General features: G+C 41.1%; 15 protein-coding genes. 8 read left to right on the top strand and 7 right to left on the bottom strand.

The features are described from left to right. The first annotated feature begins 205 nt into the window (after positions 1-205). A complete protein-coding gene (plsB, locus tag L0Z67_RS00970; RefSeq protein ID WP_062568198.1) occupies positions 206-2,656 on the top strand; it encodes a glycerol-3-phosphate 1-O-acyltransferase PlsB in 2,451 nt (816 codons plus the stop codon). Here the strand turns inward: plsB and tesB are convergent. Then, a complete protein-coding gene (gene tesB, locus L0Z67_RS00965; protein WP_062568197.1) occupies positions 2,653-3,510 on the bottom strand; it encodes an acyl-CoA thioesterase II in 858 nt (285 codons plus the stop codon). The two genes, plsB and tesB, sit on opposite strands and share 4 nt — an antisense overlap. 79 nt (positions 3,511-3,589) lie before the next feature. Here tesB and L0Z67_RS00960 point away from each other — a divergent pair, with 79 nt between their 5' ends. Both L0Z67_RS00960 and L0Z67_RS00955 read left to right on the top strand, forming a co-directional pair. Further along, the gene (locus tag L0Z67_RS00960; RefSeq protein WP_062568196.1) at positions 3,590-4,051 is read left to right on the top strand and encodes an EVE domain-containing protein; all 462 of its coding nucleotides are present in this window, start codon (positions 3,590-3,592) and stop codon (positions 4,049-4,051) included. 76 nt (positions 4,052-4,127) lie between these two features. Beyond that, a complete protein-coding gene (locus tag L0Z67_RS00955) occupies positions 4,128-5,159 on the top strand; it encodes a cytosolic protein (RefSeq protein ID WP_237114695.1) in 1,032 nt (343 codons plus the stop codon). A gap of 1 nt (position 5,160) precedes the next feature. Here L0Z67_RS00955 and L0Z67_RS00950 read toward each other — a convergent pair whose 3' ends face one another. After that, positions 5,161-5,373 carry a hypothetical protein gene (locus tag L0Z67_RS00950; protein WP_062568194.1) on the bottom strand — a complete coding sequence of 71 codons (213 nt, stop codon included), beginning with the start codon at positions 5,371-5,373 and terminating at the stop codon, positions 5,161-5,163. Then, positions 5,370-6,440 carry a potassium channel family protein gene (locus tag L0Z67_RS00945; protein WP_237114694.1) on the bottom strand — a complete coding sequence of 357 codons (1,071 nt, stop codon included), beginning with the start codon at positions 6,438-6,440 and terminating at the stop codon, positions 5,370-5,372. Before L0Z67_RS00945 ends, L0Z67_RS00950 begins: the two co-directional genes overlap by 4 nt. 146 nt (positions 6,441-6,586) lie before the next feature. Between L0Z67_RS00945 and L0Z67_RS00940 the strand changes: the two genes are divergently transcribed. Together L0Z67_RS00940 and L0Z67_RS00935 are read left to right on the top strand one after the other, a co-directional pair. Further along, on the top strand, positions 6,587-7,537 hold the full coding sequence (locus tag L0Z67_RS00940) for a chemotaxis protein CheV (RefSeq protein WP_237114693.1): 951 nt from the start codon (positions 6,587-6,589) through the stop codon (positions 7,535-7,537). A 154-nt stretch (positions 7,538-7,691) separates the two neighbouring features. Beyond that, a complete protein-coding gene (locus L0Z67_RS00935) occupies positions 7,692-9,005 on the top strand; it encodes a short-chain fatty acid transporter (RefSeq protein ID WP_237114692.1) in 1,314 nt (437 codons plus the stop codon). Positions 9,006-9,853: 848 nt separating this feature from the next. Here the strand turns inward: L0Z67_RS00935 and L0Z67_RS00930 are convergent. Next, on the bottom strand, positions 9,854-10,867 hold the full coding sequence (locus L0Z67_RS00930; protein ID WP_405128700.1) for a site-2 protease family protein: 1,014 nt from the start codon (positions 10,865-10,867) through the stop codon (positions 9,854-9,856). 174 nt (positions 10,868-11,041) lie between these two features. On the opposite strand from L0Z67_RS00930, the gene L0Z67_RS00925 reads away from it, so the two are divergent. Continuing rightward, positions 11,042-12,268 (top strand): EAL domain-containing protein, encoded by a 1,227-nt coding sequence (locus tag L0Z67_RS00925; protein WP_405128361.1) that lies wholly within the window; start codon positions 11,042-11,044, stop codon positions 12,266-12,268. Here L0Z67_RS00925 and L0Z67_RS00920 read toward each other — a convergent pair. After that, positions 12,265-13,329: a hemolysin family protein gene (locus tag L0Z67_RS00920; protein WP_062568189.1), complete on the bottom strand. Its 1,065-nt coding sequence runs from the start codon at positions 13,327-13,329 to the stop codon at positions 12,265-12,267. The two genes, L0Z67_RS00925 and L0Z67_RS00920, sit on opposite strands and share 4 nt — an antisense overlap. Positions 13,330-13,474: 145 nt before the next feature. On the opposite strand from L0Z67_RS00920, the gene L0Z67_RS00915 reads away from it, so the two are divergent. Then, positions 13,475-15,976, top strand: a complete 2,502-nt coding sequence (locus tag L0Z67_RS00915) for a prolyl oligopeptidase family serine peptidase (protein WP_405128360.1) — start codon at positions 13,475-13,477, stop codon at positions 15,974-15,976. Positions 15,977-16,140: 164 nt separating this feature from the next. Beyond that, entirely contained in the window at positions 16,141-16,845 is a 705-nt protein-coding gene (locus tag L0Z67_RS00910) for a response regulator transcription factor (protein WP_062568187.1), read from the top strand. A 4-nt stretch (positions 16,846-16,849) separates the two neighbouring features. Here L0Z67_RS00910 and L0Z67_RS00905 read toward each other — a convergent pair whose 3' ends face one another. Next, entirely contained in the window at positions 16,850-18,361 is a 1,512-nt protein-coding gene (locus L0Z67_RS00905; RefSeq protein WP_062568186.1) for a YifB family Mg chelatase-like AAA ATPase, read from the bottom strand. A gap of 37 nt (positions 18,362-18,398) precedes the next feature. After that, entirely contained in the window at positions 18,399-19,013 is a 615-nt protein-coding gene (locus L0Z67_RS00900) for a trimeric intracellular cation channel family protein (RefSeq protein WP_062568185.1), read from the bottom strand. Between the last annotated feature and the right edge of the window lie 395 nt (positions 19,014-19,408).

Genomic DNA, 19,408 nt, shown 5'->3' with positions numbered 1-19,408 from the left:
CAACAACAATTTTGAAAAAATCCACAGCCCCAATTAAAATTTGTTTAATTTTCGAACTTTATCAATAACATTGCCGTCTTTACTTTATACTAGTGCAGTCTGAGGCGCGCAAGCATCGCTTTTAAATGGTCAGTCCAGTTAATAATTGCTATTCTATTGCGCTTATTTTTGCCTCTATTACTACTTTATTTACTTTGGTGAGTTGATGCGTATCATTAATCGTTGTTTGAATTTTATGTCAGCAGGTATGAACCGCTTGTTTGTAAGAAGCAAGGTACTGCCTGACAACCCGATTGAACAATATAACCTAAACCCAGCTAACCCGACTTTCTATATAGTTAAGCTTAATGCACGCTCAGATTTGGCTGCACTCGCGCGCGTGTGTAAAAAATATGGTCTACCAGACCCAACACAAGAGCAGCTTTTAGGGCATGCTGAACTTAATCGCTTTATTGGTATTCAAAACCCTCCGCCATTATTTGGGGACAAAAGTAAACCCAGTAATGCGCTGCAACAAGGCAAGCAAATCATTGATCATTTGATGCGCACGGGAGAGAAAAACGTGCAAGTGATCCCCGTGACTATTTTATGGGGTCGTAACCCAGGTAAAGAAAAACCTGGCTTAGGGACGTTAGTATCGCACTCGCTCACACCAAGTTGGTTCCGCAAGTTTTTTGTGTTGCTATTCTCTGGGCGCGATAATTTTATTCGTTTTAGTCAGCCCCTGGACTTATCACTGCTAGTGAACGAAAAAGCAGACGTGGATGAGCTACCACACAAACTACTGCGTGTTGCACGCGTTCACTTCAAACGTCAAAAACTGGCCGCGACTGGCCCTAAAATGCCATCGCGAGAGCAGCTATTCAATTCGCTACTTGCTTCACCAACAATTAAAAAAGCCATTCAAATTGAAGCCAAAGAAAAGAACATCAGCCAACAGCAAGCACGCCAAAATGCGCTGAAACTTCTTGATGAAATAGCGGCAAATTACAGTGATGCAACCATTCGTGTTGCTGATCGCGTGTTAACTTGGTTATGGAATAAGCTTTACAACGGTATTGATATTAAGTTTTCTGAACAAGTCAATGAGCTGACTGATAAAGGCCACGAGATTATTTATATGCCGTGTCACCGCTCTCATATGGACTACTTATTACTGACCTACTCTATTTACCATTTAGGTTTGGTACCGCCGCATATCGCGGCAGGTATTAACTTAAACTTCTTCCCAGCCGGTGGTGTATTCCGCCGTAGCGGTGCGTTTTTTATTCGCCGCTCATTCGCGGGCAATAAACTGTATTCATCAGTATTCAAAGAATACCTGAGTCAGCTGTTTATCAAAGGTTATTCAGTAAAGTTTTATACTGAAGGTGGCCGTAGCCGAACTGGTCGTTTGTTACCGCCAAAAACAGGTATGCTCGCTATGACGTTGCAAGCCATGCTACGAGGTATTGATCGCCCTATTTCGATTGTGCCTGTATACATAGGTTATGAGCACGTAATGGAAATTAATACCTACTTAAAAGAGCTTGCCGGTAACGATAAAAAAGGTGAGTCGATATTAGGTATCTTTAAAGCGATTAAAAACCTGAAAAACTATGGGCGTGGTTACTTAAACTTTGGCGACCCTATTTCGATAAACCAATACCTGAATGAGCAGCAACCTGATTGGCGTGAATCTATTCACCCAACCGATGTACAAAAACCACAATGGCTTGGGCCGCAGGTCGCCAACCTTGCTGATAAAGTCATGGTTAATATTAATAGCGCCGCGGCACTCAATGCGGTGAATCTACTGGCTATGATTTTATTAGTTAATGATAAACATGCGTTAAGTAAGCCTAAATTGATTGCTCAGCTTGAGTTTTATCTACATTTACAACGCAGCGCGAGTTATAGCGACAAAGTAACAACACCTGACGAAACGGCAGAACAACTACTTGAACATGCATTAAAGCTCAATAAATTTGATGTTATCAGCGATGAGTTTGGTGAAATCATTGCTATCAACGATAAAGAGAAAACGTTATTCAACTATTACCGTAATAACGTATTGCACTTATTTGCTGTGCCAAGCTTACTTGCACTGCATTTATTTAAAGCGCATAAAACGACGATGGCAGATTGCCACGCTTTGATTGCACGCTTTTACCCACTATTTGCCAAAGAGTGGTTCTTACATGAGTTAGATGAAAACTACATTACGCGTGTTCTTGCCAGCTTTGTTGATCAAGACCTCATTGAAATTGACGGTGATAATATAAAAATCACCAACAGCAGTGATTGCTTAGCAAAACTAGAAATACTCGGTCGCGCTTTAAGCTTAACTTTACAACGTTATGCAATCGTTATTGGTTTTATCCAAACCAGTCATGGCATTGAGCGTGCTGAACTTGAGCATGAAAGCCAAGTATTGGCAGAGCGTTTAGGAACGTTACACGGCATTAAAACCCCTGAATTCTTTGATAAGAAAGTACTCATTGGTTTTATTACAAGTTTACGTGAGCAGAAGCTGATCACTGAAACAGAACAAGGCTTAACGGGTAGCAGTGAGCTGTGTGAGGTGTATATATACCTTAAAGCATTGCTGCCAGCACGCGTCTGGCAGTCAATTGACGACATAGTGCAAAGCCAAGCTAAGCACTCAAAAGGTTAACGCTGACGCATGACCCCTTCTTGGATCGTTGAGGCAACCAAGTTGCCTTGACGGTCAAAGAATTGGCCTCGCACCAAACCACGTCCAGAGCTCGCACTTGGGCTATCAATCGAATATAAAATCCAATCATCAAGTCTAAACGGACGGTGGAACCACATTGCATGGTCAATCGTTGCAACCTGCATATTCGGCTGCATAAATGATACACCGTGGGGCTGTAAGGCCGTTGGTAAGAACTCAAAATCCGATGCATACGCAAGTAAATAATTATGAATGCGCTGGTCGTCAGGCATCTCGCCATTGGCTTTAAACCAAATATGTTTCACTGGCTCCATAACTTGTGGCTTAAATGGGTTATGAAAAGTCACAGGGCGCATTTCAATCGGCACTTCGCGAATGAACTTATTGCGTATAGGTTCAGGAATAAGCTCGGCATTCGCTTGATAGAATTCAAGAGACGACTTTAGCTCTTCAGGCTGTGGCACACTTGGCATTTGCGCTTGATGCGATAACCCCTCTTCATCGCCTTGGAATGACGCCGTCATATAAAAAATAGGTTTACCGTATTGAATGGCTTTCACACGGCGGGTGCTAAAACTTCTACCATCACGAATGTTTTCTACATCATAAACAATCGGTTTTGCAGCATCCCCTGGGCGTAAGAAGTAAGAATGCAGAGAGTGAACGATGCGCCCCTCGGGTAACGTTTCTTTAGCGGCCGATAAAGCTTGGCCCATAACTTGGCCGCCAAAAACAGCTCTAAACCCTAAATCTTGGCTTTGGCCACGATATAAGCCTTGTTCAATTTCTTCTAGCGCCATTAATGACAGCAAATCATCTAATACTTGGCTCATTTATTTATCCTCAATCCCGACAAGCGTTTAATGATACTATAGACTAATTGGAAGTAAATCTTTGTAAGAGCACCTCATTATGGCTTATTGGCTTTTTAAAACCGAACCCGATGCATTTTCAATTGATGATCTAAAAAACACACCTGAGCAAACCTCTATGTGGGATGGCGTACGTAATTATCAAGCCCGTAATTTCATGCGTGATGACATGAAGCAAGGTGATTTGGTGATGATTTACCACTCCAGTTGCAAAGCAGTTGGTGTGGTAGGCATTGCCACGATAACGCGTGATGCCTACCCTGACCCAACACAATTCGATTTAAATAGCGACTACTATGACGCCAAAGCAACAACAGACAACCCTCGCTGGTTTGTGGTCGATGTGAAATATCAATCACACCTTAAAAAGCCAGTGAGCTTACAAGCAATTAAAGCCAATGAGTCAATTACCGAAATCGCCCTTAAAAAAGGCGGCCGACTGTCAGTCATGCCCGTGACTGAACATGACTGGCAGCAAATAATGACAATGAGTGAGACATAAAATCACTGTCATTTAAATGAGCCCCCAAATTTGCTAAAATACGTCACCTTTGTTTCAAGGGTAAGATGGGGTATGTATGAAATTATTGTATTGGTTAGATGAGTGGACCAAGCTACCCCGCGACGAACAGCAAAATCAACTACCATTTATTGGCGGCGACTTGCTTGGTGATGTGTATATGAAATATCACATCAGCGATGCTAATAAGCCACTGCTATTTACCTTCTCTCCTGCTGGTACCAATTATCAAGAACATGACTTAACCGACGACTTTACTCCTTGGGGCTATAAGCTCGCCAAAAAGCAGGGAATAAATATAATTGCGTTTCAACATTTAGGGAAAAGCAATTGGTTTAGACATCGGAATCTGATTTTCTTTATTGAGCAATTGGCACCTTTAGTTAGTTGCTTTACCGAGCGATTAGGTTACGGCTTGAGTCGTGGTGGCTTTGCAGTAGGTGCATTCGCTAACTTATTAAAACTCGACAAAGTACTATTATTTCACCCTGTCAGCACCAAAAATAAAGATAAAGTGCCATGGGATGATCGCTCAAGCACAGATATCGCACAAAATTTTGATTGGCACGGTGATTACCATGACTTAGATTTAGGCCACGCTAAAGGCTACATTATTTACGACCCAACAAATCGCATCGACCGTGCCCACGCTAAGCGCTACCCACAGCTTAATCATCTAAGAGTGTTCGGAATGGGACACAGTGTACATGCCACTTACCTCAGTAAGTTTGGATTTTATAAAGATGTTGCCGTTGACTTTATGCGCCACCAGCAAGTCGATATTGCACAATTTCGCCAGCAAACACGTACACTGCGTTTTAAAGAAGACTACTATCGCCGCCTTAACAAAGCGAATGCGAGTTCCGCACACCGCTTGGCACTATTGAGTACAGCCCATAACATTTTAATTGATGAAAAAGCGGAGCATGTAAAAGAAGAGCAAGAAAACGTTGATGTGCAACCTTTGTTAGATGTTGCTCTAAAACACCAAGAGCAACACCCTAAAGATGCCGTAAAATTGCTTAAAGTGGCGCAACAACTGGCTCCTGACGATCCGGTTATTGAACACAAACTAAAACAGTTAAAATAACTTAGTGTTTACTTTTCGCCTTTTTATTTTTTTTAACGTGCCCATGCTTGGGCACGATGGTTAAGTACATGATAAGTGCTAACCACGAAAACAAGATAATCCCTATTAACCATGCATTTTTTTCATGCCCCTGAGTGCGTTTGCTATTTAAAACAATCACCACAGGCAAAATATACGCACTCAATACAATAATTAAAAACGCAACTTCATTCATTCGCTCACCAATGAAGACCAATCAACTTCATTACTAAGTACACGTTCAACGGCGATGTAGTGCAAAATATCCCCCTCACTGACGGTATAATCCAGAGGTGGGTTTAAATCCATATTCTGAGCACTTAAGTTATGCGCCACACCAAGCAAAATCGCATCATGACTTTGTTTAAAGTGATGAAATAAATTACCAAACGTCATGGCTTTTACACCCTTAGGTATTGGCAAGCTAAATTGCGTGTCACCGTGTAGCGTAGATAATAATTCTTCTTGCACACGGCTTGAACCTGGGTCTTGCATCGAACGTACAAGAATTTCTGCAGACTTAGAACTACTGCATTCAACATTATTACAATGCTCAAGTAGCATCTCAATTTTAGTTTCATCATCAAAATGAGCACTAATATGGCACTGCTCATTGACCAATTTACTGATGCGTAATGCCGTTGTGAATGTTTGGTCATCGTCTTGACCATCAATAATAATTTTATCTGCCCGCTCTATAGCCACACGTTTTAACTCATCAATATCGGTAAAACTACTTAAGCGAGCAAAATCAACATGTGTATTGGCTAGAAATGGATGTTCCATTTGCTCGGTCACTGCTAATAATATGCGTCGATCAAGACGCTTGTTATCTGCCAAAATATAGTCAATCATCTTTTTTGTCCGCGTATCATGCCAACCGAAGATAATTATATGATTGTTAATATGTGAGAAGCTTTTATCACCCGTCATAGCGCGCCTAATCAAGTAAGTAACTGTTTGCCCTGTTTTTCCTAACAGAACACCAAATAATGCCAAACCAAAAGGAATTTGTAGCAGTGCAACGATCCAGCGTCCTAGCTCTGTACTGGCACTAAAGTCGCCATAACCGACTGTAGAAGTCGTGACAACATAATAGTAAAAGTAGGTGCTAATTGGCGTGAGATCCTGCTCCCCTGCAAGCACGAGTAACCACCAAATAAGCAACATATGGAAAAGTGTTGTTATTACCACAGCCTGCCAGCTAACCTGATCAATATGACTGCGTATAAGTACCACTAAGCGGTTAAAAATATGATGCATAATCCTTGCAATGTATCTTAGAAGAAATTAACCGATACGGTACTGTAATGCATAGGTTTTAGCAACTGGTGGAAAATTCTTAATGTCTGTCGATGAAAAATAATAGTAGACTATACTTTCTCTGTATTAAGTCTTAAGGGTGCAATATGTCTGGTGTTCTAGCTTCAGTCGATCAACGTACACAATTAGTTGGTGAAAATCGTTTAGAGCTCTTGCTGTTTTATCTACACAGCCGCCACTTATTTGCGCTCAATGTATTCAAAGTCAAAGAGGTTGTTAAACTTCCCCACTTAAGCAAAATACCCAATTCACATCCTAAAGTATCTGGTGTTGTCGATATCCGTGGTGAATCTATTCCTGTGATCGATTTACGTAAAGCGATTAACATGCCTGAGGCGAAACACATTGAAGATACTAACTTAGTAATTACTGAGTACAATCGCACCGTACAGGGCTTTTTAATTGGCAAAGTCGATCAGATTATCAATATGACATGGTCTGACATTATGCCACCACCCACCGCTATTGGTAAAAACCATTACCTAACTGCACTGACAAAAATTAAACGTGATAATCAAGAGCACCTAGTTGAGATTATCGATGTTGAAAAAGTCTTGGCTGAAATTATCGAATACGAAGTGCAAATCAGCGATGACATTTTAGATCAAAATATAGTCAACGAGTTCACAGGTCGTAAAATTTTACATGCCGATGACTCCCCGACTGCGCGCAAACAAGTAAGTGATACACTAACTCAATTAGGTATAGAAATAATTCCTGCACGTAATGGCCTTGAAGCATTAGAGATGCTAAAAGGCTGGGCAGACGAGGGCAAGGATGTTGAAAAAGAATTACTGATGGTAATTACCGATGCTGAAATGCCGGCAATGGATGGTTATAGGCTCACCCATGAAATTCGCCAAGATAGCCGCCTAAAAAACCTACATATCGTTTTAAATACCTCTTTGAGTGGTAGTTTTAACCAAGCAATGGTTGAAAAGGTAGGGTGTAATGCCTTCTTGTCTAAGTTTCAACCTATTTTACTTGTCGAGGAAGTACAATCGCGTTTAAGAGCTGTACTCGAGCAACAAAAATAGCCTTATAAATAATTGCCCTTTTAAATAACGCAAAAAAATCCTGATGAGCACTTTTTGGGATGCCCAATGTAAACCCACCACAGAATGTCGATTTGCCAATTAGTTATTTTCATGATTAATTGGCACAATCAATTTACTGACAACAATAAAAATTATGCTAAATCATGTTGCAAAGCCATTCACAAAACTGGTTGAGCGTTACCTACCAGATCCATTTATTTTTGTAATTTTATTAACTTTTTTAAGCTTTATCGTTGCTGGTATTTTCACACCATCGACACCGATACAAATTTTAACGGCTTGGGGAAGCGGCTTTTGGAACTTATTGCAATTTGCCATGCAAATGCTGTTAGTATTACTAACCGGTTATATGCTGGCAAGTACGCCTGTCATGCGACATCTATTAACCAAGCTGGCGGCCTTGGCTAGTACACCTGCCAAGGCAATTATACTGGTTACGTTCGTTTCATTATTAGCAAGCTGGCTCAACTGGGGCTTTGGTTTAGTAATAGGAGCTTTGTTTGCAAAAGCGATTGCCAAACAAGTTCGCGTTGATTACAGGTTACTCGTTGCCAGTGCTTATTCAGGCTTTATTGTCTGGCATGGTGGCTTGGCAGGCTCAGTACCACTGACTATCGCAACAGAGGGGCACTTTTCAGAGCAAAGTATCGGCGTAATAGGTACGGACAGTACTATTTTTTCAGGGTTTAATATCGCAATTGTCATTGGCTTATTTATTGTCATGCCACTTGTAAACCGCTACATGTTGCCAAGCAACAAAGACAGTATATATATTGACCCTGCAAAGCTAGATGATGAACCGACTCAGTCGGTAACCCCTAGCCGTCCTGCTGAAGTCATTGAGCATAGCCGCATACTGGGTATAGGGATGGGACTCATCGGCCTTGGCTATCTAGTTTATTACTTTGTACTGAGTAACGGTGGCTTAAATTTAAATAGTGTTATCGCCATTTTCTTATTCAGCGCTATTTTACTGCACCAAACACCTCATAACTTACTCACAAGCCTACAGCAAGCAATCCCAAGCGGTGCTGGAATCGTAGTGCAATTTCCATTTTACGCAGGCATTATGGCTATCATGGTTAACACCGGCCTAGCTCAGCAAATTTCCGAAGGCTTCATCGCAATAGCCACAGCCGAAACACTGCCATTTTGGAGTTTTTTAAGCGCTGGTTTTGTGAATATATTTGTGCCATCGGGTGGAGGCCAATGGGCTGTTCAGGCACCTATCGTCATACCTGCGGCACAAACACTCGGTGCCGACATACCCCGTGTTGCTATGGCCGTTGCTTGGGGTGATGCATGGACAAACCTCATTCAGCCTTTTTGGGCCCTACCTGTACTTGCGATAGCAGGACTAAAAGCAAAAGATATTATGGGCTTTTGTTTAGTGCAACTGGTGATCACCGGTGTGTTTATTGCGCTAATGCTGAGTTTTTATCCTTAAAATAAGGCTAAAGTATATAAACCCGTTTTACTAAGCCAATAAAAATATCGCAATGGATACATAGCGAGGCTTAGGGAATAGCTCTGAGATTAGCTTTTAGTGTTCGAAACAAGGTTGTTTATTTAACCGTTTCGTACTGGTTCAGTTTATATACCAAAAGCTTACTTATTCGTCCCATAATTTTTATCTGTATATTTTATAAAGTCGGATTCGTGTGTCCTAACCTTTCCTAAAAAGTCCATAAAAAGTAACATGTTTAAGTTTTTGAGAGCAAACAAGTGTTTACTTTCACGCTGTATCATTCGCTATACCAGCGTCCATTAAACTAGCTTTTTCATATCTACCTACATAGAAACCGATAGAAAAACTTAAAAAGATTATACAAACTAATGATAGTGTTTCCGGTATGCTCTTATTTAGCTTAAATTCAATGCCTATATATGTAATCACTCCTGTAGATATTAGTAAAAATAATACGCGGTAGAGATGCTTCATTTCATACCTCCAAAACGGATAGAGTGATAAGGCGCCCTAAATGTAGTAAGGAATCATAATGATTTAAACTTTAAACGAGCACTCCAATCAATGTGCCTTGTTCTCACATAATTTCAGCCTTAAACAGCTTTCCATTGGCGTGACTCGTAAGTGGTGCTCATGCAATTGCAAAGTAATCGGAAAGCACAGATATTTAACTTAAATTTCTACCCTACTTTATGTAAATAGGATAACTCCTAAAATAAGTACGGAATATAGAGGGTTCATGTCAGTAAATTCGAATAAATGGCTCAGGAACATTCCGATTAATTTTATAGTGCTATTTCAAATTAACTCAGCGCGAAAACAATAAACTAACTTGATAAAATTTTCATTGGTAGGCTTAAGATTGCGCTTTGTGAATCAGCAAAGTGCATCATCACGGCTACATGGCCTGCGACCACCAGCGCATACATCACAGTTGAGAAGGTTTGCCCATAAGTATCTAATGGTACAAGGTGTGAATTATGGCGTTCACGCCACTCAAAAAGTATTTCCAGCGCACCAATAAACAAGAAAAACACTAACAACGTCAGTCCGAAAGTGTAGCTAAGCCAAAGGCCTAATAACACACCCACTAAACACATTGTTAGGCCAATCCACGAGCGCATTGAGAAACTAATACTTTTCAGCACATGCCCCCCATCTAGAGGGAGAATTGGTAATAAATTGAAGAGATTAAGTAGTGCACTTAATACTGCTACACCCGCGAATATTTCCATCTCAGTTGCGTAATAAAGCACCACACCCAGTACTGATGTGATCAAACCAAATGCTGGCCCCATCAATGAGATAACAACATCTTGCCAACGGGTCGTAATTTTATCGTCTGAAACAGCAAGCCCGCCGACAAATGGAATTAAGTAAATACCTTTGGTTTTTATACCAAAATACTTCATCGCTCTGACATGCCCATATTCATGTACAACCAAGCACCCTATTAGCATCAACGCAAACTCTATCGAGAATAGCCATGCATAGCCCGCTACGGATGCTCCAGCAAGTGCTGCTTTAACAACTTTTGCACTTTTAAATAATTTAAACGCTAAAGCGACAAGGCCAATAACGCTTCTTTTGGGTTTAGTAGGTGTCATCGTGGGTATCACTAATCGGTGAGCAAACTGCTGATTTATGTAAATAGCTAAGCAGCGGTTATCAACATTACACGTATCTAAGCCGACTCGCTCACCTCGAAAGTCAAACTCATACATATACTGCTTGGGCGACTCAAAGGTAATAGCTTGTTGATGATGAAAAAGTCCTACTAATTGCGAACCTTTAAGGTGCAAGGTAAAAATTTCATCTGCTAGACTTAGCTGTATCGTTATCATAATGATTTTAAACGCTATTGTTGTATTAAGCTATTACATTTGGAAAAAGCAAAATTCCGGATTATTGACAATATTCTTAAAGTAGCGTTTTTTTTCATCACTGACCAGTTATAAAACATGACGAACTCCTTTTTTCCTACTACTTTTAAAGAAGATTAATTTATTCATGGAGTGAATAAGGTGAAATCAAACCGACATATACTTGTAGTAGATGACTCCAAAGCAATTTTAATTGTTATGCAAGCCATACTAAATGAGCTCGAGATAACAAATATCACAACCTGCTTAAGTGCAACTGATGCGTTGGATAAAATCAAAAAAGCACCCCATTACTTTGATGCCGTATTTACAGATTTAAATATGCCAGATATGGATGGGATGGAGCTTATTCGACACTTAGGTGAAATGAAATACAATGGTGCGATAGCCATTATTTCTGAAATGGATCCAAAAGTCATTGATTTAGCGGCAGATTTGGCACGTAAGCATAACGCCCACTTGATTGGCAACATTTCGAAACCTGTACAATTGAATCAGGTTTATTTATTGCTGCAAAAACTTGAGCATTTTTCTGTTCACATTGAACGTACAAAATCACCTATTTCAGAGTCGCTGCTCCTGCATGCGATAAGTCACAATGAAGTGCTTCCTTATTATCAGCCCAAAATCAATCGCCATGATAATCGGGTAGAAAGCATTGAGGTATTGGCACGTATAAACACCAGTAAAGAAGATGAAGTCGTCTTGCCAGATCGATTTATCTGCATTGCTGAAGACTTAGACCTCATTAACCTCATCACTTTTCAGTTATTCGAAAAAGCAACCAATGACTTTAATGAGATAAAAGAGCATTTTGATCCTAACTTAAAGCTGGCATTCAATTTATCACCTTCCCAGTTAGAAGACTTAAGCTGCCCTGATAAGTTAGCCCTGATCCTACACCTTAATAAACTCACTCCCAGTGAAGTGATATTAGAAATAACAGAACAATATGCTTTACGAAGTGCTGCACAGCTAGAAACGCTTAACCGCTTACGCATGAGGGGCTTTGGCATATCCCTTGATGATTTTGGTACAGGTTTTACAAACGTACAGCAACTAAAAACGCTGCCTTTTACTGAAATAAAAATTGATAGAACCTTGATCAGCAATATTGAAACCGATCAATTTTCACAAGTTATCGTCAGTAGTTTAGTAAATATTGCCATACAAGAGGACTTAGCGATTGTTGCAGAGGGCATCGAGCGCGTTGAAGAGCTTGATTACCTTGATAGGTATAAAGAGTTCATTCTTATGCAAGGTTTTTTACTATGCCGACCAAAATCCAAAGACGACTTTTTAAATTGGTCTTTATCATGGCGGCAAATGGTTAAAACGGCGGCTGGCTATAGGCGTTAGGGCTTACGCTTATCATCACTAACAATCGTATTGCTACTTTCTAGGCGCTGTCGCCAACGCTGCTTGGCAACATGCTGCATATTAGCTGACTGATCATGTTCATCAACTATTTCGAGGCCCATCAACGCTTCAATGAGATCTTCAAGGGTGACAATTCCTTGCACATCCCCGTACTCATCCACAACTAGGCAAATATGAGTACGTTCTGTCAACAGTGTTTCAAGCAAGGTTGGCACGTGTAATGTTTCTGGCACAGTATAGATAGGTTTTACTAACTTACTGATTTTATAGTCTTCGCCTAATCGGTGATAAGCAAGCATAATATCGTTCTTATGCACAAAGCCAATAATATCATCGCCATTTTGATCATACACCAGTACACGAGAAAATGACGAAGAGCCATATTCAGACAAGTACTGATTAACGGTTAAATCTTTATGTACTTTGAACAATACAGTACGTGGTGTCATGATGGTATCGAGCTTAGCGTGGCGAAAGTGCAATAAGCTTCTTATTATTTCAGATTCATCCTGACCAAGCGCTCCCGATTCCGTTCCAATATCCGCCATAGCTTCAATTTCTTGACGAATATAATAAGCTTCATCGTAATTTCGACCTAAGAAACGAGTAAGAATATCTGCAAACCAGACAAAGGGTTTTAACATAAACACCAAGCCAACTAAGCCAAGGCTGACAATAGGCGTCAGAGCGCGCCAATAATTAGCGCCTAATGTTTTAGGGATGATCTCAGACAGCACCAACACTAATAACGTCATAATAGCTGATGCAACGCCCACGGCAGCATCAGAAAAAACCACGGCTGCTTGAGCCCCAACCCCCGCAGCACCTGCGGTATGAGCAATGGTATTGAGAGTTAAAATAGCGGCAAGCGGCTGATCTATATTATCTTTAAGTTTGGAGACACGTTTAGCTAAATGAGGCTGTTGTTTACGTATTAATGCAACATAGCTGGGCGTAATGCTTAATAACACCGCCTCCATCACAGAACACAAAAACGAAATCGTAATGGCGACGACCATGTAAACAAGTAAAAGTGTCACTATCTATCCTCACTTTGGGGTAACTTGCTCACCTTAACAAGTGTATGACTTAACCTCAAACCCTGATTGCATTCTAACGCAGAGCACTTTTTGGCTTTTTTAGCGCGTGCTATATTAGCTCAAATTACCGACTATAGGCTCAATTATGACATTTAGAAGAACTTGGCAGAGTAAGTCTACCCATTTAAAAATAACACTGGGTGCATTCGTACTCAGTGCCCTAAGCACAACCTCTTTGGCAGACCCAATCGACAAATCAGCCATTCAGTTTATTGGCCCACTTGCAGAAGATATGCAACTGAAGCCGTATCAAACCGATCATCGCGATGCCATCATCGCAAACTTATTGCCAAGCTTACAAACAAGCAGTGACAGTATACATTTGTTTGGTAATGACGTTGACTGGCAAGCATTCGACAAAGTCAGTGCGTTAACCCTTGGAGGGTTACAAGCACTTAAATTCACAGCGTCAACAGATCGATTCAGTCAAGGCACATTGACCTTAAAAGGCATTGAAAACGCTCAGCTATTTATTGATGGCGAAAAACAAACAGAAAAAAATCAAGCCTACGAATTAGCCTTAAGCCAAGGCGATCATCAAATTGTTATCGTTACGGAGCAAGTCGCAAACTGGAATCAGGTGGAGCTTGATTTTACAGCTAAATCTGAACTAGACGCTATACAATTTAGCGCTAAACAGCAACATGGTTTATCGGCTAAGCAATTATTCGATGCGCCGACAATTAGCTTTGTGTCAATGGCACCCAGTGGCGATTATTTTATCACGAGCAAACGTCATTACGAAGATGCAACCGCCAACCAAGCTCAATATGTTACAGAGCTTAAAGACGCCAAGAACAATACTCTGTATCGTTTCGAGTCAGCTCAGCCAAGTAGTATAACTTGGAGCCCTGACAGCAAACGTTTAGTGTATCTATTAAATGGTGAGCTTAAGCGCTTAAATCTAAAAACCATGCAGCTGAGTGTCATCGCTAAAAACCTCTCTGGAGCGAACGGCTTTCAATTTTATGACCAAAACAGCTTGATCTTTAGCTGGTCAAAATCACCTGAAGATAATGGTAAGCTCACTAAGCACTATCAAGGTCTACAAGATCGCTGGTCGTATGCTCGTACGACATCACAAGTCTATTTACTTGATATTGCCACAGGTCTTAGCAAAATAGTAAGCCAAGGCCCACTTAGCCACTCACTTGAAGACTTTGATGCCAAACGTGGCAGCATATTAATGAGTCGCTCAGCACAAGCAATGCAACTATCACCCGAGCCAGCAACTGAGCTGGTTGAATTAAACCTGGCGACATCAGCGCTCAATGTACTTGGTCAATTTAAAACCTTTAATCAGGCTAAATACACAAACGAAGGGATTTATGTAACGGCAGGCCCTGACTTTAACAATGGTTTAGGGCGTAACCTACCACAAGGCATGCTTGCTAATAACTACGATGGGCAACTTTACCTTTTAAGTCGTGATGGTAAAAAAGCCACAGCGTTAAGCAAAGAATTTAATCCTGCAATTGGCCAACTCAATGTACTTGAAAATGGTGATGCACTTATAAAAGTTACAGAACAAGATACAGTACAACTTTACCAGTATGACCTCAGTAAAAAGCGCTTTAATAAGGTGAACGCCGGCTTTGATGTTGTTGAGCAATTTAGTTATTCAAAAGAACGCAACCCCAGCATTTTGCTCACTGGCACTACAGCTTCAACACCTCAGCAACTGAAACAACTAAGCCTAGGTAACAGCCGCGCGAAAATGAAAATATTGTGGGATTCAAAACCGATCGCCTATAAAGATACTGCCATTGCCTCACTTGAAGAGTTTAACTTTACCAATAAAGACGGTATTGAAATTAAAGGCCGCGTTTACTTGCCGCACAACGTAGATAAAAGCAAAAAATACCCTGCACTGGTCTATTATTATGGCGGTACATCACCCGTTACTCGTGGTTTTACAGGTCGTTATCCATTTAACTTGTGGGCTGAGCATGGCTATGTTGTTTATGTTGTGCAACCAACGGGCGCAACAGGCTTTGGCCAAGAGTTCTCAGCTAAACACGTAAATGCATGGGGTGAGTACACAGCGAACGATATCATCGATGGCACAAAGGCGTTTTTAAACCAGTATCACTTCGTAGATAGCAAACGTGTTGGCAACTTAGGTGCGTCCTATGGTGGCTTTATGACTATGCTACTGGCTACCAAAACAGATATGTTTAGTGCCTCAATCGCCCATGCTGGCATTTCTAATATTACGTCGTATTGGGGACAAGGCTGGTGGGGGTACTTATACTCTAACGAGGCGTCTAAAAATAGCTATCCTTGGAATAACCCAGCCCTTTACAGCCAACATAGTCCTGTTTTTCATGCCGACAAGGTGACCACACCATTATTATTACTGCATGGTGATTCGGATACGAATGTACCGGTTGGGGAAAGTCACAATATGTACACGGCATTAAAGTTACTAGGAAAAGATGTCGAACTCATTGAGTACAAAGGCGCAGACCATCAGATATTTGCACGCGACAAACGCTTTGATTGGTGGGACACCATGCTCGCTTATTTCGATAAAAATCTAAAAGAGCAGCCACAATGGTGGCAATACCTTTACGCTGAAAAGTAGATTTTTATATAGTTGAGTACTACAAAAGTACTCAACTTTTCTTTCACTTTACGACACCTAACTAATTAAATTGTAAGAAATAGTTATAAACCTATCCATTACACTTCTCACTCTTTGTCATACAGTGCTAACATAACAACAAATCAAGTGTGAAATAGAAGCTAATGACTATTCAAGTTTTATTGGTTGAAGATGACGAGCTACTCGTCAAACGTATTCTCAACCATTTTAAAGAGACTGAATTTGAGATTGAGGTAGACTCAACAGGTGCCGATGCACTGGGCATTGTGCAATCCCGCGCCCCTTCACAAAATGCAATCTCTTTAGCTGTCATCGATATAGTACTACCCAAACGTGATGGTCTGCTATTAGCAAAAGAACTCAACGCGCTCACAGAAATTGGCGTAATTATGCTATCAAGCAGAGACTCTCAAGCCGATCGCATTGCAGGGCTTGCCCAAGGTGCAGATGACTACATATGTAAGCCCGTAGACTTACTTGAGCTCGAACTTAGAATGCGTGCCCTTCACAAACGTCTAAAGAGCTCTCAAAACGATGATGAAAGCGAAGAGTTTATTGAATATGCCGACTTCAAGCTACACCCTGATAATCGTACCTTGATTACCCCCAACGGTGAAGAGTCGCGCCTAACAGAAGCTGAACACAAAGTACTTATTTGCTTAATTGCAAATGCGGGCAAAGCAACATCACGTGAAAAGATATCTGAAGAGATTGGTCAACCAGATTGGAGCCCAAGTGATCGCACCGTCGATGTATTGATTGGTCGACTACGTAAAAAATTAAGTGATGAAAAGGATCAGAAGCGTATTGTTACAGTGCGTGGTAAAGGTTACATGTTATCGATTTAAACTTTTAGAGTTGCGTTAGCTGACTAATTAGCCGCTCAAATGCCCGATAATTTAATGCTTCTTTTAGCTCACTTAAGGTTATATTTGGCTGCGCTTTTAAATCGCTGATGGTGCGTGCCACTTTAATTACCCGATGATAAGAGCGAGGCGATAAAGCCAGTTTTTCACTGGCTTTAGCTAAAAACTGAAGCTCTGCGGCTGCTAAAATACAGTAACGATTCATTTCTTTATTATTCAAACGCGCATTCACTTTGCCTTGTCTTTCAAGCTGAATTGCGTAGGCACGCTCAACACGTGAGCGAACTTGCTCACTGCTTTCTTCTATTTCAGTACTTTGTAGTTGGCTACTGGTTAATCTTGGCAACTCAATTTGTAAATCAATACGATCGATAAATGGCCCTGACACCCGAGATAAGTAACGTAGCACTTGATCGGGCGTCGCTCGCTTATCTGTGTGGCTACCTGTTGGGCTTGGGTTAAGGGCTGCAATCAACTGAAATTGCGAAGGGAACTCCATTTGCCTCGCGGCTCTTGATATCGTTACTACGCCCGTTTCCATAGGTTCACGCAATGAGTCGAGTACTTTTCTCTCAAATTCAGGCAGCTCATCCAAAAAAAGCACTCCATTGTGGGCTAATGAAATTTCCCCTGGCTTTGGGTTTGACGAACCACCAACAAGTGCGACTGCTGAACACGTATGATGAGGATTGCGAAAGGGACGCTCACGCCAATTCGCTAAATCGACTGATTGACCAATAATTGAATAAAGCGCTGCGGTACTAATCGCTTCATCGTCAGACATGGCGGGCATAATTGTCGGCATACGCTGTGCGAGCATAGATTTGCCTGTACCCGGAGGGCCTAAAAATAACAAATTATGCCCACCAGCAGCGGCAATTTCTAATACGCGTTTCGCGCCTGGTTGCCCTTTAACATCGCTTAAATCGAGTAGAGACTCCCTATCTAATTCCTGCTCTGGGTATTCAATATTCAAAGGAAGAGGTTGCTGGTTAAGTAAGTCGTTCCAGACATCCTGAATAGAATATACTGCTTTTCGTGCGACCCCAGAAACAAGACTCGCCAAGGAGTCATTATCGGCAGGAAGAAAGCAACAACGGCCTTTCTCTTTAGCACCGAGCACGGAGGGCAAAATCGCATTCACGCCTCTTACTTCCCCATTTAAGGCAAGCTCACCATAAAATTCATAACGATGAATATCGGGACAACTAATCTGCCCTGATGCCACCAAGATGCCTACGGCGATGGCTAAATCAAAGCGCCCTCCCTCTTTAGGCAAGTCTGCGGGTGCTAAATTAACCGTGATCCGCTGATCAGGAAAGCCAAACTGTGAGTTTTCAAGTGCGCTTCTTACGCGATCTTTCGCTTCCTTCACAGATGTTTCGGGCAGACCAACTATATGAAAAGCCGGTAAACCATTACCTAAATGCACTTCAACTATGACTTCTGGTGCTTGTACGCCTATTTGTGCACGAGAGAAAATACGAGCTAATGACACGTTTCATCTGTCCCTATAACAAGTCCTAAGTTATAGTTTAATCAGAATATTTAAAAATATGCAACGTTAACCGCCACTTCATCGCCGCCAGTCGTAAAACAAGCGTCACTAGCATTGCAATCACCATCGCAAGCTCTGTTACAAAACCAAAAGAAATACCCAGCGTATAAGCGACTCCGCCTGCAATACAGGTAATTGCGTATAACTCACCTTTTAATAGCATAGGCATATTACCTGCAAGCACATCACGGATCATGCCGCCGAAGCAACCTGTAATAACGCCCATAATAATAGCCGTTGTGTCAGGCATACCTGCCAACATTGCTTTTTGAGCGCCCATAACAGCAAAAAACGCCAGACCAAATGCATCTGCTATCTGTAGCGTATTAAATTCAATCGAACGCTGCTTATTAATTAAACGTGTAGTAACAAATACCGAAAATAAAATAGCCCAAAAATAGCTTTGATCATGTAACCAAAAAACAGGAACATCTAGGATTAAGTCACGCAACGTACCACCACCAATTGCCGTTACGGTGGCAAGTACAACAACCCCAAAGCCATCCATTTTTTTATCATAGGCCAGCAGCGTACCTGATACAGCAAATACAGCCACGCCAATTAAGTCAAACCAGTGGTAAAGTTCAGTCATACTTGTAACTAAAAAGTAATTTTACCTACCTTGTAACATAAACGTTTCAATCTTTTAAGAGAAGATTATGCAAGTCACTAAACGTAGCAGAAGGAAAATATCAATCCGTTTAATCAAGAGAGCTATTTTGAAGCAAGAAACCATATTATTAATAGGCAATGATTTCGTATTATTACCTATTAGGACAAACATTATGATGAGATAAAAAGATTTTTTCGATACTCAAGAGCACCTTCACTTTCTTATAGGCATAAAAAACACGCTTTCGCGTGTCTAGTATTACATATTCATTTTTAATTTCAGTTGGTTGCGGGAACTGTGAACTTTGAGAGCGAACCGACGATCTTTGGGCTATGAACCTGAAGTTCAGGTATAAAAAAAACACGCTTTCGCGT

Origin of the sequence: Pseudoalteromonas sp. PB2-1, from assembly GCF_045040605.1 — a bacterium.
GTDB classification, from domain to species: domain Bacteria; phylum Pseudomonadota; class Gammaproteobacteria; order Enterobacterales; family Alteromonadaceae; genus Pseudoalteromonas; species Pseudoalteromonas arabiensis.
The sequence above is the reverse complement of the archived record's forward strand: the minus strand, read 5'-3'. Positions and strand labels throughout refer to the sequence as shown.